Raw genomic sequence first — 23,902 nt, 5'->3', positions numbered from 1 at the left:
ATGTTTGCCTTGCATATGCCACAGGGCAAAGGGCATGGACGCCGCCATGACGCAAATTCCTTTCGATATCGTTGGATTCGATCTCGACGGCACCCTGTTCGACACCAGCGGCGACCTTGCTGCGGCCGTCAATCACGCCATCGGCACTATCGGTCGCCCACCCTTTGAAAGCGAAGCGGTCAAGCCGTTCATCGGCAAGGGTGCGCGGGTCATGCTGGACCGGGCGCTCATGGCATCAGGAGAATCGAGCACGGAGATGCTGGATGCGTTGCATCCCGTGCTGCTCGATTATTACGGGCGTAACCTGACGCGGTTTACGACACCCTATCCCGGTCTGATCGCCGCCATGGAGACGCTGCGGGCGCGGGGCGTGCGCCTGGCTGTCTGCACGAACAAGGTCGAGCGGTTCGCGGTCCCGTTGATCGAAGCGCTTGGCCTGTCGTCGTTCTTCACTACCATCGTGGGCGGAGATACGGTCGGGATCGGAAAGCCGGACCCCACACCCATCCACGCGATGATCGAGCGCGCAGGCGGCGGGCGCTGCGTGTTCGTCGGCGACACGACAAATGACATCGACGGCGCGAAGAATGCGGGGGTGGCGAGCATCGCCGTGAGTTTCGGCTTTCCAGACGTGCCCGTGCAGGATCTCGGCGCCGATGCGGTGATCGATCATTTCGACGAACTGGTACCCGCGCTGGAACGCTGGCCCGCCTAGACCGGCCGATGCCCCTTGCGCCATTTGGTCCACAGGTGGCGCAGCAGCATGGTGAGCGGCATGCGGAGGAGATGCGAGCGGACGTAAAATGCGAGCCCCAGAAGCTTGCGCCCGTCCCGTCCCCAGCCATCGGTCGCCGTCAGCCGCGCCACAAACACTCGGTCAACCATCGACAGCCGGGCGGTGCGCGTTCCGTATACGGCGTCCGCAAGCCGCTCCGCTCGGGTCAAATGCGCCGTCAAACCATGACGATCCGCGCGCCTGAAAAGCGCCGAACAATCCTCAATATCGTTCAACAAGCATTTGATATCCCATAGGTTTCGCAGCCCTCCCCCAAGATCCCCATCCGCCAGCATATGCGCCACCGCATGGCAGACGCGATCCTCCGCGCTCAGCACCCGCAGCCCGCCGGGAAGCGCCACACTGTCCGCGATCATACCAGTCGCATCCGGCTTCGGCCGCGCGGTCAGCGGCAGGATGGTGTGGTGCACGTCGATCATCCTGTCGCGCTCCCGGTGGATCATCGGCGGCAACTCGTGCATCCATTGTCGGTAATAGGCGTCGTCATAAGGGTCCGGCTTCACCCATTCCCACCCCGCTGCCAGCAACACCGTCTCCACGTCGTCCAGCGCATCGTGTGGCACCATGATATCCAGATCGCCGATAAACCGTCCTTCGCCCGCAGTCAGCCCGGCCGCGACATAGGCGGTGCCCTTCATCGCGATAACCGGCATTCCCAGCGGCCCCAGCGCCTGCATCGCGCGGTCGGCCTCCCACAACGCATGCCGCTTCTCGCGCTCCGCTTCCGCACGGCCATCAGCCAGCACGCGCGCCGCGGCGGGGGGCACATCGAGCCCGTCCAGCCGTACTGCCAGCGTGCCGATCAGCCGTTCCGCCCGCGCCGCAGCGATCAGCGCGTTCCACAGCCCCCCGCTCAGCACCGTCGCCCGGGCGGGATCGCGCAGCACATCGACCAGAAGCCGCCCGCTCATGACAGTTGGCTCCACAGGTCCTCGACCAGCCCCACCGCCCGGTCTCCATCGGGAAAGTCCATCGCCATTGCGGGGACTGCGGTGACGAAGCGGTGCAACGCGTCAAAACCCCGCTCGCCACAGGCGACATAGTTGGTCGACGCCTGCGTCAGGCGCACGAACACTTCCGCCTGTCCCACAGGACGCAGTTCCGGGTCGGCACCGAAGCGGGGAAACAGCAACAGGGCGGGCGGCGCGCCCTCGCCCATGCGGCCGATGGCCCCGCGCGGCGGCGCCAGGTGACGGATGTCACCCTTCGGCGTGGCAAAGAGCAGCGGCCCGAACCGCCCTTCATCGTGCACTTCCGCCCGCATGACATCGATCGCCGCGTTCTTGAGCGACACCAGCCGGGGAAACGGCAGGATCCGTCCATCGTCCAGATCAATCAGCGCGAATTCGTCGCCCATGAAACGCCAGCCCCGTTCGCCCAGCAGCGCGGCGAGCGTCGACTTGCCCGACCCCGATTCGCCGGTCATCACGAGTACGCGTCCGCCCTTCTCCACCGAACTGGCGTGGATCAAAAGGTGCCGCCGCCATCCCAGGGCCATCTGCAAATTCATGCCCATTTCCGCCGCGAGCAGTCCATGGCGCAGCGCCATGGGCGCGGCGTCGGCCAGCATATGGTCCCCGGCAATACGGACGGAGGGATGCAGCCAGCGCCTGAGCGGCCCGGCCGGATCCAGTCGCACGGTGAAGTCGGCAATGGCGTCCGGCTGCTGTGGATAATCGGCATAGAGCCGCTTCAACCAGGTGATCGGCTCCCTCCAAGGCGATCCCAGGCGGAACGTCGCGGGGCCAATTGTGAGCGTGATGCGATGTTTCATGCGGGCCGTATGAGACCGAGGGCTACGAGCGCATCCACATGGTGGGTCAATTCGGCAATCGCCTCAGCACGATCCCCCAGATCAAAATCATGCGCCAAAACCTCGTAAAGAGTCGAAATATCGGCATCAACTTTTTGTAATACTTGTATTATCTCGGGAACTGGGCTCGCAACTAGATGCGTCTGACCGGACGGCCGATGGTACAGCAGAGTGAACCCGTCGAGCGACCGCACCACCAGCGCGTCCTTCCCTGCCGGCCGGTAATGCGTCACCCGAAATGCACGATAATCTTAGCGCGGCATCTGCAACGACGCGTAGCAGGTGAACCCGCTCGTGCCGGATTGCAGGCGCCGGATGTAGTTGAGATAGGCGTTGTTCTGACTATAGCTCGTGCCGGGAAGTGTCCGCCCGCCCCGCAATGCGGCCTTGACCTCCTCACCCGTAAACGGCCGCCCGGAGCCCGGAAACGCCCCCGGAGTTCCCGCAGGCACGACCGATCCGTCAGCGGCGATCAGGCCGCCGGAGCGCGGGGCGTCTGGCACTGGCACCTGGCAATGCAATACCGATGCCGCCGTCTGCGCGAGCGCGGGGCGGATGGAAATGATCGCGCTCGCGGCCACCGCACCACCCATCAGCAACTGCCGACGGCTGGGCACGGCTGCGCCCGGCGCTGTCACGTCACTGTCACGATTCTTCGCTTGAGAAGCGGCATCCGCTGCAGCTCTATCCCCCGGACCATCCGTCATATCGCCACCATCCGTACCCGTTTGATCGTCCCCGGCCCATTGCCCGCAACATTCCATCGCAATATTCGCGAGAATAATCCACTATGCTAACCATGAATCAAGGCCGAACTCCGCGATGGATCGCCAGTCTGGCGATTATGGGTGCGGGCGCCATTGTTGGGATCTTCGCCGGGATAAACGCCGCCGGCCTTCTGATCCTCCTGATTTGCGCAGTCCTTATTGCTGTTCAGGGCATGACGGAGGCAGAGCAGGAAACCAATCCGGCGGCGCCCCCCATACCGCGCACCGCATCGACCGATCTGCTGGACAATGACAGCTTCACCCGCATTCTTGATGGACTGGCCGACCCGATGATCGTCGTCGACCAGCGCCGCGTGGCGCTCGCGAACCGCGCCGCGCTGCGCCTGCTCGGCAACCATATCGTAGGCGAGGACATAAGGCTCGCGATCCGGCACCCCGCCGCTGCAGAGCGCCTTTCGGGCACGGACCCGGTCACCACCCCCCTTACGCTCGACATTGTCGGGCTGGGCGCGCGGGACCAGCGCTGGTCGATGCAAATCGTCCCCATCGATGCCGATAGCGGGGCGCAGCGCCTCCTCGTGCATATGCTCGACCAGACGAGCCGCTATGCCGCCGAGCGCGCGCGCGTTGATTTCGTTGCCAACGCAAGCCACGAACTGCGCACCCCGCTTGCCGCCATATTGGGTTTCATCGAGACTCTGGCGGATCCGGACGTGGGCGCAGACCTGGAAACGCGAACGCGCTTTCTGGGTATCGTCGACGGCGAGGCGCGGCGCATGCAGCAATTGGTCGACGACCTCATGTCCCTCTCCCGCATCGAGGCGGACAAGCATCGTCTGCCTGCCGAAACCATCGACATCGGCGCGCTGGCTAAACAGGTTGCGGCCGACGCGCGACAAAGCCTTGGCAAGCGAGGGCAGGACATTGCCTGCGACGTGGCACCCGGCCTGGGGCCGATTCAGGGGGATACGGCGCAATTGTCCCAGCTTCTCCACAACCTCGTGAACAACAGCGCGAAATATGGGCGGGCGGGCACCCCCATTGGTCTGTCGATCGTCGCCAATTCGCTGGAGATGTTGCGGATTACAGTCAGCGACGAGGGCGAAGGCATCTCCCCCGATCATCTGCCTCGCCTGACGGAGCGCTTCTATCGCGTCGATTCGGGCCGCAGTCGCGCCGTCGGAGGAACCGGACTCGGCCTTGCGATCGTCAAGCACATCGTTGAACGGCATCGCGGTCGGCTCGATATTTCCAGTGTGGTGGGCAAGGGCACGACCGTCTCCGTCCTGCTTCCCACCACGCCATCGGCATCATCGCGGGATGGGGCAAATCCGGACACGACGCTTGTGTCATGAAAATGAAAAGGAAATGTCACATAAAAGCGATCAAGCATGCCTAAAGCGACGCGAGCGAGCAGGATCGATCTTTCGGCCCGGTCGCGAAACGGATGGGCGCTCTGCGCGTCCTGCCAGATAAGGAATACAGGCCGATGAGCCGCGCGAATATGCTGTTGGTCGAAGATGACGCCGCTCTGGCGGAATTGCTGATCTGGCATTTCAAGAAAGAGAATTTCGACGTCGTCCACACGGTCGATGGCGAGGAAGCCCTCATCCTTGCGCAGGAACGCGTGCCCGACATCGTTCTGCTCGACTGGATGGTGGAAAACTTGTCGGGCATCGAGGTATGCCGCCGCCTGCGCCGCGCTTCGGCCACTGCGAATGTACCGATCATCATGCTGACCGCCCGGGGCGAAGAGGAAGACCGGGTTCGCGGCCTGGAAACCGGCGCGGACGATTATGTCACCAAGCCCTTTTCGCCGCGCGAACTGGTCGCACGGGTGAACGCGGTATTGCGCCGCATCCGTCCCGCCCTCGCCGGGGAAACCCTGGCGTTTGCCGATATCGAAATGGACACAGTGGCCCACAAAGTCCGGCGCAGCGGGCAGGTGATTCCGCTTGGGCCGACCGAGTACCGCCTGCTCAAGCATTTTCTGGAGCATCCGGGTTGGGTCTTTTCCCGGGAACGCTTGCTCGACAGCGTCTGGGGCCGAGATAGCGACATCGAGCTGCGCACCGTCGACGTGCATATCCGCCGCCTGCGCAAGGCTATCAACGTCGGCGACCAGAACGATATCATCCGCACGGTCCGCTCGGCGGGCTATGCATTGGATGCGGGAGGGGATTGAGGCAGAACGTCCGTATATGCGAACGGCAGCCCTAATCCTCGATCAGCCGCACCAGTTTGCGTTCCACCGGTGCCAGGACACCAGCCAATTCCTGCCCACGCTTGAGCACCATGCCGCCCTCGCCGATCAAGGTCCACATGCCCTGACGATTGCGCAGGGCCGGGCGCTTTTCGATACGGAATTCAGGCCGCTCGCTCGCACGTCGGAAGGCAGAAAACGTCGCCGCCTCCTTACCCAGATCGATGGCATAATCGCGCCAATGACCTGCCGACACCATCCGGCCGTAGAGATCCATGATGCGAGACAATTCGCGCCGGTCAAAGCCGATCTGGCTGGGCGGCGTGATGCGAAGTCCAGATCTCGGAAAAGGCGTGATTTCGCCCATCAGGCGCGGCCGCGCTCCTTGACCTTGCCGATGGGGGCGGGAGGAACGGCCGCTTCATGCTCCGCGACAAGTTCACCCAGGCGCTTGCGCAACGTCTCCACCTCGCATTGCAGCAGTTCCAACTTCTGGGTCGCCGGGTCGAACGCTTCGCTGCACGGCGTACCATAAGGAAGAAATTCGCGCTGATAGGCGGTCACATCGACCAGCATCTGGCGGGCGGGTATGCCGACCATCGTCGCACCCTCGGGCACGTCTTTCGTTACCACCGCATTGGCACCGATCCGCGCGCGCGCGCCAACCGTCACCGGACCGAGCACCTGCGCGCCCGAACCGACGATAACACCGTCATGAAGCGTCGGATGGCGCTTGCCGCCGATCCCGTTCGCCGGATCCGTGCCGCCCAGCGTCACATTCTGGTAGATGGTGACATTATCGCCGATCTCGGCCGTCTCTCCGACGATCACAAAGCCATGATCGATGAAGAAATTGTGCCCGATCTTGGCGCCGGGATGGATGTCGTTACCCGTGAGGAAGCGCGACAGATGATTGACCGCGCGGGCGAGAAAGAAGAGCCGCGCGTTGAACAGCGTGTGCGCAATCCGGTGCCAGAACACCGACCAGACGCCCGGATACAACAGGATCTCCGCCCGAGAGCGGGGAGCAGGATCACGGGCCTTGATCGAATCCAGATAGGCAATGAGCGAGCCGAACATGCCCTGTCCCCTTGTTATTCCAGTAATGACTATAAGCGCGGCCGCCCGGTTTTTCCAGATGCTCGGCAAACAAACCCATGACGCGGCCCTTGGGTTAATCGACCGGATCGATTATAGAGTTATTCAACAGCGACCGGAGCGATCAATGTCCAGTTTTTTGCCCACTCTCAAGCAGCTGCAATATCTCGTCGCCCTGAAGGAGCATGGTCATTTCGGTCGCGCGGCGGACAGCAGTTTTGTGACGCAATCGACGCTTTCGGCCGGCATCCGAGAGCTCGAATCGCTGATTGGTGTGATCCTGGTGGAGCGCACACGGCGCATCGTGCGTTTCACGGCCCTGGGCGACCGCATTGTGGAAAAAGCGTATCGCGTGTTGCGCGAGGCGGAGGAACTCGCCGCGCTCGCACAAGCGTCCGGCAAGCCGCTGGCGGGCGAGTTGCGCATGGGTGTCATCCCCACCATCGCACCATTTCTGTTACCTCGACTGTTGCCCCGCCTGCGCGCCGAACAGCCGGAACTCAAGCTTTACCTGCGCGAGGAAACCAGTCAGGCGGCCATCGATTCGCTGCGGCACGGCCATGTGGACTGTGTGCTGATGGCCCTGCCCTTCGCGACCGGAGAGGTGGACCATGTCCATCTTTTCGACGATCGTCTGTTTGTCGCCTTTCCGCGCAACGAGCCCCGCGATCCGCCGGCCTTCATCCTGCCTCAGACGATTGACGAAAGCCGGCTGCTCTTGCTGGAGGACGGGCATTGTTTGAAGGATCACGCGCTGGCCGCCTGCAACCGTCCTGAGCTCCGGGCCGAAGCGCAGATGATGGGTACATCGCTTCATACGCTGGTGCAGATGGTGGACAACGGCCTGGGCCTCACCCTGTTACCGGAGATGGCGATTACCGGCGGCATCCTGGAACACACCAATATCACCGCTCGCCCACTTCAGTCGCCCCATGCATACCGCGAAATTGCGTTGGTGTGGCGCAGAAGCAGCCCGCGTGAAAAGGAATTCCGTATGTTGGCAGACATTCTTCAGAAGTTGCGACAGGATAAACCCGTCGCTGCCTGACATTATGTCCAGCGTGCCAGAGCGGCGTCGTCAGCGGCGCACGCTTCGACCCAGCGGGCCGATCCATCCGCGAAGCTTTCCTTCTTCCAGAACGGCGCGGACGTTTTGAGCCAGTCGATCAGGAACGCGCAGGATTCGAGTGCGGCGCCCCTGTGAGAGGACGCGGTACCCACAAACACGATCCGGTCGCCCGGCCGCATCACGCCTACCCGATGCAATACCACGACGCCCAGCAACGGCCAGCGCGCCAGAGCGTCGTCCATCAGGCGTCCTACCTGCATTTCCGTCATCGCCGGATAATGATCGAGCCGGAAGGTTTCGAGGCCATCGTCGCCGCGCACGATCCCCGTGAAACTCGCCACCGCACCCCCGCCCAATGCCTCCAGCGCCGCGATTTCGGCGGCGGCGTCGAAATCCGCCTCGCTGACCGCTATGCGCCTCATCCGCCGGTCACCGGCGGGAACAGCGCCAGTTCGCGGCCCGACCCGAGCGGATCAGACAGACGGACGAAGCGCTGATCGAGCGCGGCGCGCAGCCGTTCCGGTTCGGCAAAGGCTTGCCCATATCCGCCGCCCCGCGCGGCAAGCAACGCGACCACGTCAGCGACGCTGGCGTCCGGCCCGGGATGCTCGATTGTCTCGCCATCAAGGCCAATCGCCTCACGCACCCAAGCGAAATAGAGGAGAGACAGCGTGCTCACCGGGTCAGTCCATATGTTTCAGGCCGACGCGCAGATAATCCCAACCCGTCACGAGGGTCAGGATCGCGGCGGCCCACAAGGTGGCAAGGCCCACAGTCTGCACAAATGCCCACTGCGGCAGCGCCCCCGCGAGGATAAGCGCGCCGAGCGCGATCAGCTGGAACGTGGTCTTCCACTTCGCCAGGCGTGACACCGGCATCGACACCTGCAAGCCGGCCAGAAACTCGCGCAGCCCGGATACCGCGATCTCGCGCAGGAGGATGACCAGCGCAGCAACGATATGCGGCCCCCGGATGTCGCGCGTCGCCGCCAGCATCAGAATGACCGCACCCACCATGATCTTGTCCGCGATGGGGTCGAGAAAAACGCCCAGCTTTGACACCGACCCGTGCGAACGCGCGACATAGCCGTCGAAATAATCGGTGATGCCCATCAGGCAGTAGAGCAGGAACGCCAACGCGTAGCCCAGACGCCATTCATGCCCCTGCTCGGCTGGCCACAGCAGCGCGACGAGCAGCGGCATCGCGAATATGCGCGAGAGGGTCAGGATATTGGGCACGGTCAACATCCCGTCCCGCCTGCCACAGAGGGCGGGTGCTGACAAGCGGTCACACTTTGTTGCGCATGCGCCTCATCTATTTCATCGGCTCGCCACTGGCCATTGGACAGCGCCCGCGCGAACGGCTAATCGCCGCGCGACACGCAACAAGGACAGCTCACCCTTTATGAAAGCATCCCTGCGGCTTTTGACGAAACGTCGCTTCGCTCCCCTGTTCGTCACGCAGATGCTGGGGGCATTCAACGACAATCTGTTCAAGAACGCGATGGTGCTGTTCGTCGTCTACACCGTGTACAGTGACCCGCGCGCGGAAACCTGGTTCAGCGCAGTGTCGACCGGCATCTTCATTCTGCCTTTCTTTCTGCTGTCGGCGCTATCGGGCCAGATCGCCGACCAGCGTGACAAGGCGGCGGTGATCCGCATCGTCAAGGCGGCTGAGGTTGCCATCATGCTGGTGGGTGGTGCTGGACTGGCGCTTGCCTGGGCGGGTGTCGCGATCCACCTGTTCGCCATTCCGCTGATGCTGCTCGCCCTCTTTGCCATGGGGGTTCACTCGACGTTTTTCGGACCGATCAAATATGCGATCCTGCCCCAGCACCTCTCGGACGATGAAGTGCTCGGCGGGACCGGCCTGGTGGAAGCCGGGACGTATATGGCGATTCTCGCGGGCACCATCCTCGCGGGCCTGATTGCGATCGAAGTGGCTGCCGTCGCAGTGATCCTCATCGCGGTGGCGGGCTATCTTGTCTCGCGCCAGGTTCCGCCCGCACCGCCGCTCGGCACGATCGAACCGCTGGATTATCACATCATCCGGTCATCGATCGCGCAGGTGCGCGCGACGATGCATATCCGCCGCCTGTTCCTTGCGATCGTCTCGATCAGCTTTTTCTGGACGATCGGGACTGTGTTATTCATCCAGTTCCCGCCGCTGGTGAAGAATGTGCTGGAGGCGGACAAGTCCGTCGCCAGCCTGTTCCTGGGCGTCTTTTCCATCGGCGTCGCCATCGGATCGGTCGCCGTTAATCGGATGCTCGGGGGCAAGGTGTCAGCACGCTTTGCACCGGCATCGGTTATTGTCATGGGCGCGTTCGTCGTCGCGTTTCACGCTGTCTGCCTGATCTGGAACAGCGGTCAGCCGGTCGGAGAATTGATGTCGCTGCGGGACTTCATGCATCACCAGCATGCGGTTGTATTGATCCTGTCGCTGCTGGGAATCGCGATTGCAGGCGGCATGTTCGTCGTCCCGCTCTACGCGTTTCTGACGACGACCGTGGCAAAGAGCCACGCCGCGCGCACGGTCGCAGCCAACAACTTCGTCAACTCCGGCGCGATGGTTATCGGCTCCGTTGTAACGCTCGGCATGAATTTCCTGGGGGTGGCGGTGGTCAACCAGTTGCTGTTTGCCGCCGCGATGTGCCTGGTGTCGGCGTGGCTCGCGTGGAAGCTCCACTGCGCATGCGACTGATCAGCCGATAAAGCCGTAGAATGCGATAAAGAACGCCGTGAAGCTCATCAGGAAGAGCTTCGCGTCGCCATCCTGTGCCCGGCGGACGTCCTGCAGGGGACGCAGCACATGGGGGGGCAGCGTCTGACGAAAGGGATGGCGAGCATTCTCGCTGGTGAGGACTAGGCTACGACGCTTCATGCGTCAGGAGTTAAGAAATTCTTAACCGGCCGGAAAGGTAAATAGATGGTTAAGAAATGCCTGTGCCATATTGGCTCAGCCACGCATCATGATGAAAAATTGGGGAACTTTTTGCGACAGGCGAAGACCCGCCCGCTCCCGGTTCTCGGCGTGGAGTTCAGGACATCAGAACAGTAAGGCCGTAACCGGCACGGTCGCCTTCAGCGCCGTGTGTAGCGGAACACCGTCGCAGGCGGGAAATTGCGGACAACCTGCCCCACCTTGTGGACCTTCAGGCCCAGCGTATCGAGCACATCCTTGTTCACCGGGGATCGCATCGAATAGGTAAACTGAACGAAGTCGCCGCCTTCGACCAGAAGCGAGAAGGCCTCGCGCAGAATTGCCACATGCGCGGTCTTGTCCATCGCCAGCAGCGGCAGGCCGCTCACCACCGTCTGATAATCGCCCGCCTGTCCGGTGACATGGCTCGCGATCATCTGTGCGGGCACTTCGACCACATCGACGCCGGGGAACTGACGCCGCAGGCTGCGCGCAAAGGCGGGATTGATTTCCACGACTTCCAGCTTGTCGACCGGCAGGCCCGTCGCCAGAATTTCGCGCGTGAAGACGCCAGTGCCGCCCCCCAGCTCCAGGACGCGCGCGCCTTGCGCATCGATCCCGCGCACCATCAGCCGGGCCAGATAACGGCTCGACGGTACGACCGACGCGGTCTGCCGCGGCCTGCGCAGCCAAGCGGCGAGGAAATCGATATATTCGGCGGCGCGCTCACGCGGTCCGGCTGGAACAGGATAGGCGACCGCACGGGCGCGCGAAAATTTGTCATTCATCGAGCGCGAATTCCACAATCGGAGGCGGTCCGGATCATGAGCCTTTTGTGTCGGCACTCGGGCCGCAACGCAAGCCAAACTTTGGCCTGCCGCGAAATGAACGCCGTGCAAAGCAATGAACGCTTGTGCTTGACCTCCGGGTTTCGCTACGAGCAACGACAGCATTCTTTACATATCTGGAACCCGTCATGAGCTATGAAACCATCCTCGTCGAACAGCGTGATGCCGTTACCCTCGTCACCTTCAATCGGCCGCAAGCGCTTAACGCCTTGAATAAGCAGGTTCTCAAGGATCTGATCGACGCGTTCGCCGCTTATGATGCCGACCCGGCGCAGCGTTGTCTTGTTCTTACCGGCAGCGAGAAAGCGTTCGCCGCCGGGGCGGACATCAAGGAAATGTCCGAAAAACCATCGGTCGACTTCTTTCTGGAAGATTTCTTTGCCGAATGGACATCGCGCGTCACCGCCACACGGAAGCCGTGGATCGCGGCGGTCTCCGGTTTCGCGCTGGGCGGCGGCTGCGAAGTCGCCATGATGGCCGACTTCATCCTCGCGGCCGACACGGCAAAGTTCGGCCAGCCGGAAATCAAACTCGGCGTTGCCCCCGGCATGGGCGGGTCGCAGCGCCTGACGCGCGCGGTGGGCAAGGCCAAGGCAATGGAAATGTGCCTCACCGGCCGGATGATGGACGCTGCGGAAGCAGAGCGTTCCGGGCTCGTCGCGCGCGTCGTGCCAGCCGCCGATCTGCTGGACGAAGCGCTGAAGAGCGCGGCGGCGATCGCCGCAATGCCGCCCGTCGCCGCGATGATCAACAAGGAGATGGTGAACCTCGCGTTTGAAGGAGGGCTGAGCCAAGCCATCCTGATCGAGCGTCGCCTGTTCCAGATCCTGACCAGCACCGAGGACCGCACCGAAGGTATGAAGGCTTTCGTTGAAAAGCGGCCCGGCCTGTGGAAGGGCCGATAAGGCGGAAGCCTCGGGCCTAGGGGGCGCTTTAAGCCCGGATCTCCATCAGCATCCCCGGTCGCAACAGCTGAAGAATGCTGAGCATCGCGGCGCCGTCAATGGCAACGCACCCTTCGGTTGCGTTTGGGGCGCCATCGGCGCAGGGGTTCCAGATATGAAAGAAGATCGCGCTGCCCCTGCCCGGCACCGGCGGCGCGTCATTGTGGCCCAGCACGACGATCACATCATAGGCGTGATCGTCCCGCTGAAGGGTCTCCGCCGAAAAGCCATGGGGCAGCATGACCGGGCGGTTATATTGCGGATCGGCTGGATCGTCGGACCAGCCATCCTGTTTCCGCGTCCAGCGCCAAGGGAGCTTCAGCGCCTCGGTCAGGCTGATCCGCCCCGGCCGTAGCAAAACGCCGCTCACCGGCCACAGCCCCAGCGGCGTGCGTCCGTCTCCCTCACGCTTGTCATCGGCGGCGCACCAGCCGCCCTTGCCGATGACGCACGGAAATTGCTGTGCTCCCAGCGAAAGCGTCAGAGAGAGCGCATCGACGATGATCCGTTCCATCAGAGCTGATGCCCGGTCCGGTCCCGCTTGGTGTCAAGATAATGGGCATTGTGCGGATTGGCAGCGATCGCGAGGGGCAGACGCTCGACTACAGCGATCCCCTCACCCTCCAGCCCGGCGACCTTGGCCGGGTTGTTGGTCAGCAGGCGGATGGAAGGGACATGAAGCAGCTTCAGCATCTGCGCCGCAACCGAAAAGTCCCGCGCATCGATCGCAAATCCCAGGCGTACATTGGCGTCCACGGTATCGAAACCCTGATCCTGCAACGCATAGGCGCGCAGCTTGTTGATGAGGCCGATGCCCCGCCCCTCCTGCCGCAGATACAGAAGAATGCCCCAACGCCCTTCCGCAATCTGGTGCATCGCGCGGTGCAATTGCGGCCCACAGTCACACTTCAGCGATCCCAGCACATCGCCCGTCAGACACTCGCTGTGCAGGCGCACGACCGGCACGGTCCCGTCGCGGTTGCCGATAACCAGCGCGATGTGCTCGCGCGGATCGTCCGCGCTGCGGAACGCCACGATTTCGCTGTTTTCCGCGACTTTTACCGGCAGGCGCGCGCGGGTTGCGATGGCCAGCGCCTCCCCAGCGCCATAGAGCGCCACGGCATCCGCAGCCACGCTGGCTTCCGGCACAACAGACTCATCGCCCACGAAAAAGGCGGGCAACACTCCGGCCAGTCGCGCCAGACGCAGCGCGGCCGCAGCCGCTTGAGGCGCCCCTAGGGGAATCGCACGGAACGGACCCTTGAGCGGCGTCGCCAGATCGCGCACCGGATCGGCGAGCGCCATGGCCAGATCATAGCCGATCCACGGTTCCCGCCGCACCAGCACGGGCGCTTCCGGGTCAGCGGCAGCTCGCTGGTTTGACAGGTGCAAGGTCTGCGCACGCGCGGCAGACAGCAGAATGTCGGCTTGCCCGTGCGGATCGAAACCAGCCAGCGTCACGTCGTCAGCGGCCTCCACCGCCAGCAGGACCAGAGCACCGTTCGCTCCCCTCACCTCCACCGGCCAGCCCCGGCGCAGGGCGTCGATAGCGCGAGCGGCGGCGCGGGCGTTCATCAGAACCGGAATTCCGTGACCAGCGGCGCGTGGTCGGACGGACGAGCCCAGTTGCGGCATGGTTCGGCGACCCTGTGGCTCACCGCATTGTCCAGAAGCTCGGGGCTGATCCACATATGGTCGAGACGACGGCCCCGGTCGGATGCCGCCCAATCGCGCGCGCGGTAGCTCCACCACGTGTAGAGCCGCGTCGGTGCCGGATGGAAATGGCGCCCGATATCGACCCAGTTGTGCGACGCCTGCAGCCGCGCGAGCAACTCGCACTCCACCTCGGTATGGCTCACGACGTCGATCAGCTGCTTGTGGCTCCATACATCGCATTCCAGCGGCGCGATGTTGAAATCGCCCGTCAGGATCGTTGGCTTATCGAGTTTCGACGACCATTCGATCATCCGTTCAACAAAGGCCAGTTTCTGCCCGAACTTCGGATTGACCGTGTGGTCCGGGACTTCGCCGCCCGCCGGGACATAGACGTTTTCCAGGCGCACACCGTTGTCCAGCCGCACGCCAACATGGCGCGCCTCGCCGTTGGCCTGCCAGTCCAGCCGGTCGTCCTCGCGGATGGGGATCTTGCTGACGATCGCCACGCCATGATGCATCGGCTGACCGTGGAGCACCTGATGATTATAACCCATCTGCCGAAAGATGCCGCCCGGAAAGGCATCGTTCATGACCTTCGTTTCCTGCAGGCAGAGAATGTCCGGCGCTTCTTCGGTCAGAAAGCGGGTAACGATGTCGAGGCGGGCACGAACGCTGTTAATATTCCAGGACGCGATTTTAAGATTTTGAGACATGTCTTTCCCCCTAAGGGGCCGCGCAGCGGGACGCAAGCGGCGCAATCGGCAATCGTCCATCCCCTGCGCACCACTCGGGATACTTGCCCCTCCGGACGCGAAAGACCCTCGCTCCGGGGGCGTGGAACGAGGGTCTCTGTTGCGCAATATGCGCGTCGGATCGAGAACAGTGGGTCGGTCAACAGGGGGGAATCCCGACAGCCCGTCCTCGTCTTCATGAGTTGTTATAAGAGGATTTGCCTGTCGCGAAGATGAACGAACGCGGTTGCCAAGCCGTTATAATCCACTTCTCGCTTCCCAGATGTGCATCAGCTGCGATGGACCGAGGAAACGCTCCACTCAGTGGCTGGGTCGTGAAACGGGTCGCGGATCACGCCAGCGGAAGGCCGAATCGGGAATATCCGCGCCATAACGGTGATTCGTCAGACGGACCGCCGTACGGTTGCTTTGCGCGTCCCGGGCAACCCAACCGTATAATTCCAGTCCTGCCGGGGCGCTGGCTTTACGATTGAACACCAGCGTGATCGTGCCAAACTCCGGCCGCTTGGGGTCACTCGCCTCTACCGTCAGCACATTGGGATCGCCGGTCTGCACCACCTTGCCAAATTTCGACAGATCGCGCTTCGGGTCGATCAACGCACCGAGCGGAGAACTCCCGATCGGCCAACGCTGAACCTGCCGCACCTCATAATCGATCACCGTCAAAGCCTTGCCATCCCCGACGATCAGCAGCGGCACTCCCTTCTGATATTGGAAGCGGATCTTCCCCGGCTGCTTGAGGGTGAGTTTGCCTGTGAGCGTCTGGCCGTTGCGGTCGGTTTGGGAGAAATCCGCCGTGAGCGACGACACCTGACGGATATACGCCGACACCTGTGCCAGGTCCTGCGTGGGCGTAGCCGCAACAGCAGGCAAAACGGCAAAAGTCGGCGGAACCGCGGAAGCCAGTACGAGCGCAAGCATCAGGCGCTTCATGAAGTTTTCTCCCGTAAGTGGACGAGTGCCCGGAATAGGCAACGGGCGTTGAATAACGCCTGAATTAACCCGTGATGCCGTTTCAGGTTGCAGGATACCGCAACCGGCCGATGAAACGGGCGGGGCTGAATACACGATCCTTCTTTGCAAACAGGCGCCCCTTGGCCTGCTCGAACCGCATGATGCCTTCGATACGCCGCGCAAGAAACGCGCGCGTGTCCGCCCACCCGTCGCTGTCGTCATCCAGAAACGCCAGCAAGGTCGCCCCATAGACGCCCGCGAGCGTGGCACGCTTAGTGTAGTGGTTCACATCGACCGAGCTGTCGCCGGCGGCACGCCAGATCGCATCGGCCGCGCGCCACCCCAGTTGCCCCGCGCGCGCCACGTTCTGCGGCATGGCGAGGATGGAAAGTGCCCGTCGCAGCGCTTCGCGATCGCGCTCGATCAGGGTGAGGCGCGTTTCCACCAGAGCCGTGATGCGCTCACGGATTTTCAAGGGCATGATTGTGTCGGCAGGCCAAGCGTCAGCCATGCGCGCGTCGATGCTCGCGAACCAGGCATCGATCATGTCGACCGCCCCACCCTTGAAGGCAAGCTTTGCGATAGTCGGATCCACGGGCAGTTGCGCCGCCGCATTCTCCACCGCCGCGGGGCGCCAGCCATCAAACGCAGCATGGCGCGCCAACAACGGCGCCAGCGCACCGCGCAGTTCATCCAGTGTGGGATCGTCGGGAATTTGGGTCATCGCTCACGCCTCCAGTCCCTCATTTAGTCGGCGTGAGCGGCAGAGCAAGGGAAAGGCGCGTTATCCCGCGAAGCGCTGGCGCAGGTTCAGCATTGCGATTGCCGCCTTCGCCGCCTCTCCGCCCTTGTCTTTCTCGTCTGGCCTGGCGCGGGTCAACGCCTGCGCCTCGTTCTCGACCGTCAATATCCCATTGCCGATCGGAATGCCGTCCATGCTCAGCGCCATCAGGCCCCGTGCGCTTTCGTTCGAAACCACCTCGAAATGATAGGTCTCGCCCCGGATCACAACGCCGATGGCGACGAAGCCGTCATAGCGCCCACTCTCCGCCGCCAATGCGACCGCACCGGGAATTTCCAGCGCGCCGGGCACGGTAACGACATCGCATTTGTGCCCCGCATCCTCCAGCGCCGCCTTCGCGCCCGCGATCAGCAGATCATTGAGATGGTCGTAGAAGCGCGCCTCGACGATCAGAAATTTCGCCATATGCTATGTCCTTAAAGCGTTCAGAGATCGATCGGCTGCTGGCCAACCACCGTCAGCCCATAGCCATCGAGCGCGACAAGGCTATGGCTGGTGTTGGTAAGAAGGATCATGTCGTGCACACCCAGGTCGGCAAGGATCTGCGCACCCACACCATAATCGCGCAATTCGTCCATATCGCTCCGGCTCGGTGCGCCGCTTGCCGCCACCATCAGCATACGGCTGAACTGATCGGACGATTGGCGGTTCAACAACACGACCAGTCCGCTACCGGCCTCCCCGATGATCTCCATCGACCGGGACAACAGCCGGCTGCGCGGGCCGTCCTCGCCGAACAGGTCGGCAAAGGGCATGATCTGGTGCATCCGCACCAGCGTCGGGCTGTCAGGGTCGATCCGCCCCTTCTGCAACACCATTTGCTCGGTATGAGTCGCGCGGTTGTAGAACGCTATCGCTTGCCATTCCCCGCCCCAGCGGCTCGTGAACCGCGCCTCGGAACGGCGCTGGACCATATGGTCATAGCGGCGGCGATACGCGATCAGGTCGCGGATCGTGCCGATCTTCATCCGGTGCTTCTGCGCAAACGGGATCAGGTCGTCGAGTCGCGCCATCGTCCCGTCATCCTTCATGATCTCGCAGATCACGCCGGAGGGATTAAGACCGGCAAGACGGGACACGTCCACAGCCGCTTCCGTATGCCCGGTCCGCACCAGCACACCGCCATCGCGTGCCACCAGCGGAAAGACATGACCCGGCGTCACGATATCCTGCGGACCGTTGCCCGCGTCGATCGCCACCGCAATGGTCCGTGCCCGGTCGGCCGCAGAAATGCCGGTGGTCACGCCCTCGCGCGCCTCGATCGATACCGTAAAGGCCGTCTCATGGCGTGTGCCATTGGCGCGGCTCATCAGATTGAGGCCGAGCTTTTCCACCCGATCGCTGGTCAGCGCGAGGCAGATCAACCCCCGCCCGTGCGTTGCCATGAAGTTGATCGCGTCGGGTGTCGCCATCTGCGCGGGAATGACGAGATCGCCCTCATTCTCGCGATCCTCATCATCGACAAGAATGAACATGCGGCCGTTGCGCGCTTCGTTGATGATTTCTTCCGGACTAGCGAGCGCGGACCCGCCTTCGCGCTTCAAAAGATAGCCTTCGAGCTTGTCGAGTGTCTCGACGGTCGGGTTCCAGTCCGACTCGCCCAATCGGCGCAGACTGTTGGCATGGAGCCCCGCGGCGCGCGCCAGACCGGATCGGGATAGCCCGCCCTGCGTCACGAGGTCGACGAGTTTGTGTGTAAGTTCGCTGTTCATGCGTCCGGTCAATCACATTGGAATGTGATAGTCAATGCATGGAATCACATTGTGTGACTAAAGACTCGGCTTCCGCTGCTGCATGCGGGCCAGATAACGGGCTAGGACGTCGATCTCGATATTGACCTGCGCCCCTGTCTGCCACCCAGACAAGGTCGTGACGTCCCAGGTGTGCGGGATGATATTGAGCGTGAACAGAGCTCCATCCGCGTTGTCCGATACGGCGTTCACGGTCAGCGAAACGCCATCGACCGTGACCGAACCCTTGGCCGCGATATAGGGCGCAAGCGAAGCGTCCACCTGTACCGAAACCCGGTGCGAATCGCCTTCCTGAACCAAGGTCGTGATCGTCCCCACGCCATCGACATGACCGGTGACGATATGGCCGCCCAGTTCGTCGCCGAGCTTCATCGCGCGTTCGAGGTTCAGGCGATGTCCCGCTTCCCACATCCCCGCCGCCGTGCGCCCCACCGTCTCGCCCGATGCGTCGACCGCGAACCATCCGTCACCCTTGTCCACGACCGTCAGGCACACGCCCGAGCAGGCGATCGACGCCCCGATAGCGACATCCGCCATGTCATAATGGCTGCCGATGACGAGGCGCAGGTCGCCGCGATGCTCGGCGGACTGGATGGTTCCAATGTCGGTGATGATGCCCGTAAACATATGCCGTCCCTAGTGGCTGCGCGTCCGCAGGTAAACCTCCATCCGGTCCTCGCCCAGCATCCGGCTGTCCGCAAGGGCCCAGCGGCCATGCGCCTGCGCGAGATCGGCAAGACCGACGTCACCCAGCGCCGGTTTACCGCCGCCCAGCAGGATGGGCGCACGGTAGAGCAGCAGCCGATCGACCAGATCGGCCCGCAAGAACGCGGCAGCCGCCTGCGCGCCGCCTTCGACCAGCAGATATTCGACGCCAGGCAAGGCCGCGATCCCGGCCGGTTCGGACAACAGATCCCAGCCGTCCGGCGCATCGCCATGGCCCAGCATGATGCGACGTGGCGAGCGGTCTTCCAGGCCTGGCAACCGCACATCGAGCTTCGGTGCATCCGCCCACCATGTCCCGCGTCCCACCAGAATCGCTTCATGCCGGGTGCGTTCCAGATGGGCATGCGCACGGGCAATGGGACCTGTGATCCAGCGGCTGGATCCATCCGCCATCGCGATGCACCCGTCGAGCGACAGGCCGAGCTTCAGCGTCACGAACGGCCGCCCAGAGGTCTGACGGAGCAGAAACCCCGCCATGGCCGCCCGGGCCTCGTCTTCGAGGACACCCACGTCCACCGCAACGCCATGCTCGCGCAGCCAGGCTATGCTCTGCCCATCGGTACGCGGATCGGGATCGCGCAATGCGATGGCCACGCGTCGTACGCCCGCGCGCGACAGCACATCGACGCAGCGCGGCCCGCGTGGAGACAGGTGAAAGCACGGCTCAAGCGTGACATAGGCGGTCGCACCCTGCGCCCGGTCGGCGGCCTGCGCTATCGTAATCGCTTCGGCATGCGGACGTCCGCCCGGCTGAGTCCAGCCGCGCCCGACCACCACGCCATCCCGCACGATAATACATCCGACATTCGGATTGGGCGCGGTGCGACCCTTTCCCCGCAAAGACAGTGCAATCGCCGCGCGCATCCACCGCGCATCCTGGTGCGCCATTAATGCTCGCCTGCCCCGGTAAAGGACGACGGCAACCGAATCCCGGCCTTCGCGGCTTCCTCTTGCTCGGCCATGCCCGCCGAAATAGGTGCCGGGGACGCCCCCGTGAGGCCCTCAGCCTGTTCCTTCGCCTTGGCTTTCGCCAAACGCGCGTCGAGCATCGCGTTAATCTGCCGCAGCGCTTCGGCCCGGCGCGCAGCGTTGCGCTGTTCATCCTTCCGCCAGTCGATGCCGAACGTGTCGGCAATCTTCTGCATCTCCTTCTGCTTGCCCCGCAGGGCCTGCTCGTAGCGAGCGAGATCGCGCTTCTGCTGCTCGATGATTTCCGATTCCCGCCGCTGCTGGCTCCATGTCTGGAAATAGATAATCTGGTTCTGGCGGGGCATGGTATTGATGTTAGCGTCGACCACGAACGCCCAGACGATGATCCCCGTCAGCGTCGCCGACAGTGCCAGCACCGGCCATTTATGCGCCCGCCGCTCCACGAGATAAGTCCACAGGTCGCTGGCGGCGCTTTTAGGGGAAACGGGGCGCGGAAAGATCTTCATATCCGGCATATAGGATATCGTCGGGGACTATGCAAAAGCCGCGCCCCTGCTTTGCGGCAAGCCGCACGACACATCGGCGGCTTCTTTGGTCGATGCGGGGAAATCGTGATCTGCGTCACGAACAATTAATCGAGAGTGTTCATAAAGGCCCTGCGACCCGATGGGCACCAGCCTCTGCTGGCGTTCATCACTTGCCCGGCGCCCCCTTTTGGAGGCGCCGGGCCTTTTCTATCAATCACTTAGATGGGACACCCGGCTCAGGCCGTGAGCAGACGCTTCTCGCCCGCGATTCGCATCATCGCCTTCTGCAACTTTTCGAACGCACGCACCTCGATCTGACGAACCCGCTCGCGCGAGACGCCATAAACCTGGCTCAGCTCCTCGAGCGTCTTGGGCTCTTCGGCGAGACGGCGCTCGGCGAGGATGTGCTTCTCGCGATCGTTGAGCGATCCCATGGCTTCCAGCAGCAGCGAGTGGCGCACATCGCGCTCCTCGGCGTCGGCCACGCGCTCGTCCTGCAAGGGCGTATCGTCGGCCAGCCAATCCTGCCACTGACCATCGCCGTCCTCGCGCATCGGCACGTTGAGGGACGTATCACCACCCATCGCCATACGGCGGTTCATCGATACGACATCTTCTTCGGACACGCCAAGATCGGTCGCGATCTTGGTCACGTCTTCTGGGCGCAAATCGCCGTCCTCGAATGCCTCGATATTGTTCTTCATCCGGCGCAGGTTGAAGAACAGCTTCTTCTGCGCCGCGGTGGTGCCCATTTTCACAAGGCTCCACGAACGCAGGATGAATTCCTGGATCGAGGCACGGATCCACCACATCGCGTAGGTCGCAAGACGGAAGCCACGATCGGGCTCAAACTTTTTCACGCCCTGCATCAGGCCGATATTCCCCTCGGAAATCAGTTCACTGACCGGCAGGCCATAGCCGCGATATCCCATCGCGATCTTGGCGACGAGCCGCAGGTGCGAGGTGACAAGCTGCGCCGCGGCTTCGGAATCCTGATGTTCCGCATAGCGCTTCGCGAGCATATATTCCTGTTCCGGCGTGAGCAGCGGAAACTTGCGGATTTCGCTCAAATACCGATTGAGGCTGGCATCGCTTCCCAATGCGGGTACGACCGCCGTTGTGGTTACCTTCTTGGCCATGTTCCCTAACCCTGGTCCCTTTCTGCCGCCCCCATATGGGCAGCGGCCTTACTCACCAGCAACCTATACGCGAAGCTGGCTTAACAGTTCCTGCATATCCGCTGGCAGCGCACTGTCGAAACGAAGCTTTTCCTCCGTTATAGGATGGATAAAGCCCAGCCGCGCCGCATGCAATGCCTGACGATTAAATCCTATCAAATCCAGTAGCGATTTGCAACTCTTTTTGCCGCGTCCGTAGACCGGGTCACCCAGCAACGGGTGCCCGATGTGGTCCATATGGACGCGCACCTGATGCGTTCGCCCGGTTTCCAGTCGGCATTCCATCAGGCTCGCTTTGCCGAAACTCTCGACCGTGCGGAAATGCGTAACCGCGTGCTTGCCTTTCCCTTCCCGCTGCACCGCCATTTTTTTGCGGTCGCGGTCGGATCGGCCGATCCAGGCGTCGACTGTTCCGGCGGGCGGCGCAGGGCGTCCCGCGACGATGGCCGCATAGAGCCGTTCGATGCTGTGCGCCTTGAATTGGACGGCCAGCCCTTCATGCGCGCGGTCGGACTTGGCCACCACGAGGAGCCCCGATGTATCCTTGTCGATGCGGTGAACGATGCCGGGCCGAGCCACCCCGCCAATGCCCGAAAGGCTGCCGCCGCAATGATGAAGCAACGCGTTGACGAGCGTCCCGTCAAGGTTACCTGCGGCAGGATGCACAACGAGACCCGCAGGCTTGTCGACAACGACAAGATGCGCATCTTCATGGACGATGGCGAGCGGAATATCCTGCGCCTGTGCATCGGCCGGCACGGGCGCGGGCAAGGTGAGCAGGAAGGTCTGGCCCGATGCGACTTTCGCCGCCGGGTCGCGGATCATCCGGCCCTCCCCATCCCGCACCTGGGCGTCGAGGATCAGCGCCTTGATACGCTCGCGCGACAGCTCAGGGAGCAACCCCGCCAATGCGCGGTCGAGCCGCGCACCGGCAAAGCCCGCGTCGATCGTCGCTTCCACAGTGGAATTTCCCTGCCCCATTGGCTAGGGATGTGGGCATGGTGACACGCATATCAAGGGTCGTGCTGGACGATATTCTAGGTCGGGCGCGGGACAATCCCAATGTGGAGGTTTGCGGATTGCTGCTGGGCCAGGATGGCCGCATCACCCACGCTGTAGCCGCTGCCAATGTCGCCGAAGACCCCACCTGCCGATTCGAGATCGAACCCGCCACTCTGCTCGCTGCTCATCGCGCTGCGCGCGCGGGCGGACCCACCATTGTGGGACATTATCATTCGCATCCGTCGGGGGATCTTGTGCCCTCTTCCTGCGATGCCGACGCCGCGCACGCCGACGGATCGCTCTGGCTGATCGTATCGGGGCGCGACTGTGCCCTGTGGTGTACCGGCGAAACGGGCCTGCACGGCCGTTTTTCCCGCGAGAACTGGGAGTATGACGACTCGATCGCGGACGCGGCGCTTGCATCGTCCCGCCCAGAGCGGCAATAGGTCATTAACGGTTTTTCACCGTCATTCCTTTAGTCACGACAGGGCGCATTGATGACCAATCCCACACCCGGACCCAGCCTGGATTTTGCGGCGCTGCTCTGCTCACGCCTGTGCCATGATCTGCTCAGTCCGGTCGGCGCGTTCAACAACGGGCTGGAGCTGATGGCCGACGAGACGGACCCGGATATGCGCCAGCGTTGCCTCGATCTGCTCGCCGAAAGCGCGCTCACATCGGCCAACAAGCTGAAATTCTTCCGGCTAGCCTTCGGATCAGCGGGCGGGTTTGGCGCGTCCGTCCCCGCCGCCGAGGCGAAGCAGGCCATCGAGGGAATGTTCTCTGCCTCGGGCCGGGTGAAGATCGGCTGGCTGGTCGGTGATCAACCGTTGAGCAAGACGGCCACCAAAGTGCTCCTCAATCTTGCATTGATCGCGGGCGACGCGCTGGTACGCGGCGGCCAGCTGGACGTCGGGGCGGAACAGCGCGACGGCATAGTCGAGATCGTCGTGCGCGCGCAGGGGCAGAAAATCATTCTCGACCCCGAACTGCGCAAGGCGCTGACCGGGGGCCTTTCTCCTTCGGAACTCTCCTCGCGCACAGCCGCCGCCTGGATGGTCCGCGCGCTGGTCGAACAGGTGGGTGGCGAGGTCATGCTGTCGGCCGACAGCGAACCCGCCCTGCTTTTCGGTGTCAGCATCCCCAACGGCTAACGTGCCCATTCCAAAGAAATAACTTCGGCCTTTACCGCAAATTAACCCT

At 62.9% G+C, this 23,902-nt stretch carries 31 protein-coding genes; 8 read left to right on the top strand and 23 right to left on the bottom strand.

From position 1 onward, the window contains the following. Nucleotides 1-46: 46 nt before the first annotated feature. Nucleotides 47-715: an HAD family hydrolase gene (locus tag FHS92_RS00285; protein ID WP_184076431.1), complete on the top strand. Its 669-nt coding sequence runs from the start codon at nucleotides 47-49 to the stop codon at nucleotides 713-715. On the opposite strand, the gene FHS92_RS00280 is transcribed toward FHS92_RS00285, so the two are convergent. The 4 genes from FHS92_RS00280 to FHS92_RS00265 are packed head-to-tail and all read right to left on the bottom strand — an operon-like array spanning nucleotide 712 to nucleotide 3,316. Next, nucleotides 712-1,707, bottom strand: coding sequence for a nucleotidyltransferase domain-containing protein (locus FHS92_RS00280; RefSeq protein WP_184076429.1), 996 nt, complete (start codon nucleotides 1,705-1,707; stop codon nucleotides 712-714). The genes FHS92_RS00285 and FHS92_RS00280 overlap by 4 nt on opposite strands. Then, nucleotides 1,704-2,570: an HprK-related kinase A gene (locus FHS92_RS00275; RefSeq protein ID WP_184076427.1), complete on the bottom strand. Its 867-nt coding sequence runs from the start codon at nucleotides 2,568-2,570 to the stop codon at nucleotides 1,704-1,706. Before FHS92_RS00275 ends, FHS92_RS00280 begins: the two co-directional genes overlap by 4 nt. After that, nucleotides 2,567-2,806, bottom strand: a complete 240-nt coding sequence (locus tag FHS92_RS00270; protein ID WP_343056604.1) for an HPr-rel-A system PqqD family peptide chaperone — start codon at nucleotides 2,804-2,806, stop codon at nucleotides 2,567-2,569. The genes FHS92_RS00275 and FHS92_RS00270 overlap by 4 nt, the downstream gene beginning before the upstream one ends. Before the next feature lie 54 nt (nucleotides 2,807-2,860). Further along, entirely contained in the window at nucleotides 2,861-3,316 is a 456-nt protein-coding gene (locus FHS92_RS00265) for a hypothetical protein (protein WP_425506207.1), read from the bottom strand. A gap of 92 nt (nucleotides 3,317-3,408) precedes the next feature. Here FHS92_RS00265 and FHS92_RS00260 point away from each other — a divergent pair, with 92 nt between their 5' ends. Further along, the gene (locus tag FHS92_RS00260) at nucleotides 3,409-4,692 is read left to right on the top strand and encodes a sensor histidine kinase (RefSeq protein ID WP_184076421.1); all 1,284 of its coding nucleotides are present in this window, start codon (nucleotides 3,409-3,411) and stop codon (nucleotides 4,690-4,692) included. Between the two features lie 134 nt (nucleotides 4,693-4,826). Continuing rightward, nucleotides 4,827-5,522 (top strand): phosphate regulon transcriptional regulator PhoB, encoded by a 696-nt coding sequence (gene phoB / locus FHS92_RS00255; RefSeq protein WP_184076419.1) that lies wholly within the window; start codon nucleotides 4,827-4,829, stop codon nucleotides 5,520-5,522. Nucleotides 5,523-5,553: 31 nt separating this feature from the next. Here the strand turns inward: phoB and FHS92_RS00250 are convergent, their stop codons facing one another. Both FHS92_RS00250 and epsC read right to left on the bottom strand, forming a co-directional pair. Then, nucleotides 5,554-5,907, bottom strand: a complete 354-nt coding sequence (locus tag FHS92_RS00250) for a DUF2794 domain-containing protein (RefSeq protein WP_184076417.1) — start codon at nucleotides 5,905-5,907, stop codon at nucleotides 5,554-5,556. Then, nucleotides 5,907-6,620: a serine O-acetyltransferase EpsC gene (gene epsC / locus FHS92_RS00245; protein ID WP_184076415.1), complete on the bottom strand. Its 714-nt coding sequence runs from the start codon at nucleotides 6,618-6,620 to the stop codon at nucleotides 5,907-5,909. Before epsC ends, FHS92_RS00250 begins: the two co-directional genes overlap by 1 nt. A gap of 145 nt (nucleotides 6,621-6,765) precedes the next feature. Between epsC and FHS92_RS00240 the strand changes: the two genes are divergently transcribed. Continuing rightward, the gene (locus FHS92_RS00240; RefSeq protein WP_184078627.1) at nucleotides 6,766-7,686 is read left to right on the top strand and encodes a hydrogen peroxide-inducible genes activator; all 921 of its coding nucleotides are present in this window, start codon (nucleotides 6,766-6,768) and stop codon (nucleotides 7,684-7,686) included. A 2-nt stretch (nucleotides 7,687-7,688) separates the two neighbouring features. On the opposite strand, the gene FHS92_RS00235 is transcribed toward FHS92_RS00240, so the two are convergent. Genes FHS92_RS00235 through pgsA form a run of 3 tightly spaced genes read right to left on the bottom strand, consistent with a single transcriptional unit; the run spans nucleotide 7,689 to nucleotide 8,954 of the window. Next, nucleotides 7,689-8,129, bottom strand: a complete 441-nt coding sequence (locus FHS92_RS00235; RefSeq protein ID WP_184076413.1) for a molybdenum cofactor biosynthesis protein MoaE — start codon at nucleotides 8,127-8,129, stop codon at nucleotides 7,689-7,691. Further along, nucleotides 8,126-8,386, bottom strand: a complete 261-nt coding sequence (locus tag FHS92_RS00230) for a MoaD/ThiS family protein (protein ID WP_184076411.1) — start codon at nucleotides 8,384-8,386, stop codon at nucleotides 8,126-8,128. Before FHS92_RS00230 ends, FHS92_RS00235 begins: the two co-directional genes overlap by 4 nt. 4 nt (nucleotides 8,387-8,390) lie before the next feature. After that, complete coding sequence (pgsA, locus tag FHS92_RS00225) at nucleotides 8,391-8,954, bottom strand: CDP-diacylglycerol--glycerol-3-phosphate 3-phosphatidyltransferase (RefSeq protein WP_184076409.1); 564 nt, start codon at nucleotides 8,952-8,954, stop codon at nucleotides 8,391-8,393. A 157-nt stretch (nucleotides 8,955-9,111) separates the two neighbouring features. On the opposite strand from pgsA, the gene FHS92_RS00220 reads away from it, so the two are divergent. Then, the gene (locus FHS92_RS00220; protein WP_184076407.1) at nucleotides 9,112-10,410 is read left to right on the top strand and encodes an MFS transporter; all 1,299 of its coding nucleotides are present in this window, start codon (nucleotides 9,112-9,114) and stop codon (nucleotides 10,408-10,410) included. On the opposite strand, the gene FHS92_RS00215 is transcribed toward FHS92_RS00220, so the two are convergent. Together FHS92_RS00215 and FHS92_RS00210 are read right to left on the bottom strand one after the other, a co-directional pair. Then, complete coding sequence (locus FHS92_RS00215) at nucleotides 10,411-10,590, bottom strand: hypothetical protein (RefSeq protein WP_184076405.1); 180 nt, start codon at nucleotides 10,588-10,590, stop codon at nucleotides 10,411-10,413. Between the two features lie 200 nt (nucleotides 10,591-10,790). Then, nucleotides 10,791-11,417 (bottom strand): class I SAM-dependent methyltransferase, encoded by a 627-nt coding sequence (locus FHS92_RS00210; protein WP_184076403.1) that lies wholly within the window; start codon nucleotides 11,415-11,417, stop codon nucleotides 10,791-10,793. A 188-nt stretch (nucleotides 11,418-11,605) separates the two neighbouring features. On the opposite strand from FHS92_RS00210, the gene FHS92_RS00205 reads away from it, so the two are divergent. Next, on the top strand, nucleotides 11,606-12,382 hold the full coding sequence (locus FHS92_RS00205) for an enoyl-CoA hydratase-related protein (protein ID WP_184076401.1): 777 nt from the start codon (nucleotides 11,606-11,608) through the stop codon (nucleotides 12,380-12,382). A gap of 28 nt (nucleotides 12,383-12,410) precedes the next feature. On the opposite strand, the gene FHS92_RS00200 is transcribed toward FHS92_RS00205, so the two are convergent. From FHS92_RS00200 to FHS92_RS00145, 12 genes are all read right to left on the bottom strand, one after another. Continuing rightward, entirely contained in the window at nucleotides 12,411-12,935 is a 525-nt protein-coding gene (locus FHS92_RS00200; protein WP_184076399.1) for a L,D-transpeptidase family protein, read from the bottom strand. Next, nucleotides 12,935-13,996, bottom strand: a complete 1,062-nt coding sequence (gene ribA, locus FHS92_RS00195; RefSeq protein ID WP_184076397.1) for a GTP cyclohydrolase II — start codon at nucleotides 13,994-13,996, stop codon at nucleotides 12,935-12,937. Before ribA ends, FHS92_RS00200 begins: the two co-directional genes overlap by 1 nt. Then, nucleotides 13,996-14,790 carry an exodeoxyribonuclease III gene (locus tag FHS92_RS00190; RefSeq protein WP_184076395.1) on the bottom strand — a complete coding sequence of 265 codons (795 nt, stop codon included), beginning with the start codon at nucleotides 14,788-14,790 and terminating at the stop codon, nucleotides 13,996-13,998. The genes ribA and FHS92_RS00190 overlap by 1 nt, the downstream gene beginning before the upstream one ends. A 339-nt stretch (nucleotides 14,791-15,129) precedes the next feature. Then, nucleotides 15,130-15,762, bottom strand: coding sequence for a LolA family protein (locus FHS92_RS00185; protein ID WP_184076393.1), 633 nt, complete (start codon nucleotides 15,760-15,762; stop codon nucleotides 15,130-15,132). Nucleotides 15,763-15,844: 82 nt separating this feature from the next. Continuing rightward, the gene (locus FHS92_RS00180; protein ID WP_184076391.1) at nucleotides 15,845-16,507 is read right to left on the bottom strand and encodes a COQ9 family protein; all 663 of its coding nucleotides are present in this window, start codon (nucleotides 16,505-16,507) and stop codon (nucleotides 15,845-15,847) included. A 60-nt stretch (nucleotides 16,508-16,567) separates the two neighbouring features. Further along, nucleotides 16,568-16,990 (bottom strand): 6,7-dimethyl-8-ribityllumazine synthase, encoded by a 423-nt coding sequence (ribH, locus tag FHS92_RS00175; protein ID WP_184076381.1) that lies wholly within the window; start codon nucleotides 16,988-16,990, stop codon nucleotides 16,568-16,570. Nucleotides 16,991-17,010: 20 nt separating this feature from the next. Beyond that, nucleotides 17,011-18,297 carry a 3,4-dihydroxy-2-butanone-4-phosphate synthase gene (gene ribB, locus FHS92_RS00170; protein WP_184076379.1) on the bottom strand — a complete coding sequence of 429 codons (1,287 nt, stop codon included), beginning with the start codon at nucleotides 18,295-18,297 and terminating at the stop codon, nucleotides 17,011-17,013. 57 nt (nucleotides 18,298-18,354) lie between these two features. Further along, complete coding sequence (locus FHS92_RS00165; RefSeq protein WP_184076377.1) at nucleotides 18,355-18,963, bottom strand: riboflavin synthase; 609 nt, start codon at nucleotides 18,961-18,963, stop codon at nucleotides 18,355-18,357. Between the two features lie 9 nt (nucleotides 18,964-18,972). Next, a complete protein-coding gene (ribD, locus tag FHS92_RS00160; protein ID WP_281377732.1) occupies nucleotides 18,973-19,950 on the bottom strand; it encodes a bifunctional diaminohydroxyphosphoribosylaminopyrimidine deaminase/5-amino-6-(5-phosphoribosylamino)uracil reductase RibD in 978 nt (325 codons plus the stop codon). Next, nucleotides 19,950-20,498 carry a hypothetical protein gene (locus FHS92_RS00155; protein WP_246351706.1) on the bottom strand — a complete coding sequence of 183 codons (549 nt, stop codon included), beginning with the start codon at nucleotides 20,496-20,498 and terminating at the stop codon, nucleotides 19,950-19,952. Before FHS92_RS00155 ends, ribD begins: the two co-directional genes overlap by 1 nt. A 257-nt stretch (nucleotides 20,499-20,755) precedes the next feature. Then, nucleotides 20,756-21,658: an RNA polymerase sigma factor RpoH gene (gene rpoH, locus FHS92_RS00150; protein WP_184076375.1), complete on the bottom strand. Its 903-nt coding sequence runs from the start codon at nucleotides 21,656-21,658 to the stop codon at nucleotides 20,756-20,758. A gap of 63 nt (nucleotides 21,659-21,721) precedes the next feature. Beyond that, a complete protein-coding gene (locus tag FHS92_RS00145; RefSeq protein ID WP_184076373.1) occupies nucleotides 21,722-22,678 on the bottom strand; it encodes an RluA family pseudouridine synthase in 957 nt (318 codons plus the stop codon). A 17-nt stretch (nucleotides 22,679-22,695) separates the two neighbouring features. Between FHS92_RS00145 and FHS92_RS00140 the strand changes: the two genes are divergently transcribed. Further along, on the top strand, nucleotides 22,696-23,145 hold the full coding sequence (locus tag FHS92_RS00140) for a M67 family metallopeptidase (protein WP_184076371.1): 450 nt from the start codon (nucleotides 22,696-22,698) through the stop codon (nucleotides 23,143-23,145). Between the two features lie 51 nt (nucleotides 23,146-23,196). After that, nucleotides 23,197-23,853 carry a histidine phosphotransferase family protein gene (locus FHS92_RS00135; protein ID WP_184076369.1) on the top strand — a complete coding sequence of 219 codons (657 nt, stop codon included), beginning with the start codon at nucleotides 23,197-23,199 and terminating at the stop codon, nucleotides 23,851-23,853. Nucleotides 23,854-23,902 lie beyond the last annotated feature (49 nt).

The sequence above is a fragment of the Sphingobium subterraneum genome, from assembly GCF_014199435.1.
GTDB lineage: Bacteria > Pseudomonadota > Alphaproteobacteria > Sphingomonadales > Sphingomonadaceae > Sphingobium > Sphingobium subterraneum.
This window is presented reverse-complemented; position numbering and strand designations above follow the sequence as displayed.

What these genes read in the sequence shown, in the direction of transcription:
- FHS92_RS00285 (WP_184076431.1), top strand. Translation starts at nt 47, where the DNA reads ATGACGCAAATTCCTTTCGATATCGTTGGATTCGATCTCGACGGCACC.
- FHS92_RS00280 (WP_184076429.1), bottom strand. Translation starts at nt 1,707, where the DNA reads ATGAGCGGGCGGCTTCTGGTCGATGTGCTGCGCGATCCCGCCCGGGCG.
- FHS92_RS00275 (WP_184076427.1), bottom strand. Translation starts at nt 2,570, where the DNA reads ATGAAACATCGCATCACGCTCACAATTGGCCCCGCGACGTTCCGCCTG.
- FHS92_RS00265 (WP_425506207.1), bottom strand. Translation starts at nt 3,316, where the DNA reads ATGACGGATGGTCCGGGGGATAGAGCTGCAGCGGATGCCGCTTCTCAA.
- FHS92_RS00260 (WP_184076421.1), top strand. Translation starts at nt 3,409, where the DNA reads ATGAATCAAGGCCGAACTCCGCGATGGATCGCCAGTCTGGCGATTATG.
- phoB (WP_184076419.1), top strand. Translation starts at nt 4,827, where the DNA reads ATGAGCCGCGCGAATATGCTGTTGGTCGAAGATGACGCCGCTCTGGCG.
- FHS92_RS00250 (WP_184076417.1), bottom strand. Translation starts at nt 5,907, where the DNA reads ATGGGCGAAATCACGCCTTTTCCGAGATCTGGACTTCGCATCACGCCG.
- epsC (WP_184076415.1), bottom strand. Translation starts at nt 6,620, where the DNA reads ATGTTCGGCTCGCTCATTGCCTATCTGGATTCGATCAAGGCCCGTGAT.
- FHS92_RS00240 (WP_184078627.1), top strand. Translation starts at nt 6,766, where the DNA reads ATGTCCAGTTTTTTGCCCACTCTCAAGCAGCTGCAATATCTCGTCGCC.
- FHS92_RS00235 (WP_184076413.1), bottom strand. Translation starts at nt 8,129, where the DNA reads ATGAGGCGCATAGCGGTCAGCGAGGCGGATTTCGACGCCGCCGCCGAA.
- pgsA (WP_184076409.1), bottom strand. Translation starts at nt 8,954, where the DNA reads ATGTTGACCGTGCCCAATATCCTGACCCTCTCGCGCATATTCGCGATG.
- FHS92_RS00220 (WP_184076407.1), top strand. Translation starts at nt 9,112, where the DNA reads ATGAAAGCATCCCTGCGGCTTTTGACGAAACGTCGCTTCGCTCCCCTG.
- FHS92_RS00215 (WP_184076405.1), bottom strand. Translation starts at nt 10,590, where the DNA reads ATGAAGCGTCGTAGCCTAGTCCTCACCAGCGAGAATGCTCGCCATCCC.
- FHS92_RS00210 (WP_184076403.1), bottom strand. Translation starts at nt 11,417, where the DNA reads ATGAATGACAAATTTTCGCGCGCCCGTGCGGTCGCCTATCCTGTTCCA.
- FHS92_RS00205 (WP_184076401.1), top strand. Translation starts at nt 11,606, where the DNA reads ATGAGCTATGAAACCATCCTCGTCGAACAGCGTGATGCCGTTACCCTC.
- FHS92_RS00200 (WP_184076399.1), bottom strand. Translation starts at nt 12,935, where the DNA reads ATGGAACGGATCATCGTCGATGCGCTCTCTCTGACGCTTTCGCTGGGA.
- ribA (WP_184076397.1), bottom strand. Translation starts at nt 13,996, where the DNA reads ATGAACGCCCGCGCCGCCGCTCGCGCTATCGACGCCCTGCGCCGGGGC.
- FHS92_RS00190 (WP_184076395.1), bottom strand. Translation starts at nt 14,790, where the DNA reads ATGTCTCAAAATCTTAAAATCGCGTCCTGGAATATTAACAGCGTTCGT.
- FHS92_RS00185 (WP_184076393.1), bottom strand. Translation starts at nt 15,762, where the DNA reads ATGAAGCGCCTGATGCTTGCGCTCGTACTGGCTTCCGCGGTTCCGCCG.
- FHS92_RS00180 (WP_184076391.1), bottom strand. Translation starts at nt 16,507, where the DNA reads ATGACCCAAATTCCCGACGATCCCACACTGGATGAACTGCGCGGTGCG.
- ribH (WP_184076381.1), bottom strand. Translation starts at nt 16,990, where the DNA reads ATGGCGAAATTTCTGATCGTCGAGGCGCGCTTCTACGACCATCTCAAT.
- ribB (WP_184076379.1), bottom strand. Translation starts at nt 18,297, where the DNA reads ATGAACAGCGAACTTACACACAAACTCGTCGACCTCGTGACGCAGGGC.
- FHS92_RS00165 (WP_184076377.1), bottom strand. Translation starts at nt 18,963, where the DNA reads ATGTTTACGGGCATCATCACCGACATTGGAACCATCCAGTCCGCCGAG.
- ribD (WP_281377732.1), bottom strand. Translation starts at nt 19,950, where the DNA reads ATGGCGCACCAGGATGCGCGGTGGATGCGCGCGGCGATTGCACTGTCT.
- FHS92_RS00155 (WP_246351706.1), bottom strand. Translation starts at nt 20,498, where the DNA reads ATGAAGATCTTTCCGCGCCCCGTTTCCCCTAAAAGCGCCGCCAGCGAC.
- rpoH (WP_184076375.1), bottom strand. Translation starts at nt 21,658, where the DNA reads ATGGCCAAGAAGGTAACCACAACGGCGGTCGTACCCGCATTGGGAAGC.
- FHS92_RS00145 (WP_184076373.1), bottom strand. Translation starts at nt 22,678, where the DNA reads ATGGGGCAGGGAAATTCCACTGTGGAAGCGACGATCGACGCGGGCTTT.
- FHS92_RS00140 (WP_184076371.1), top strand. Translation starts at nt 22,696, where the DNA reads ATGGTGACACGCATATCAAGGGTCGTGCTGGACGATATTCTAGGTCGG.
- FHS92_RS00135 (WP_184076369.1), top strand. Translation starts at nt 23,197, where the DNA reads ATGACCAATCCCACACCCGGACCCAGCCTGGATTTTGCGGCGCTGCTC.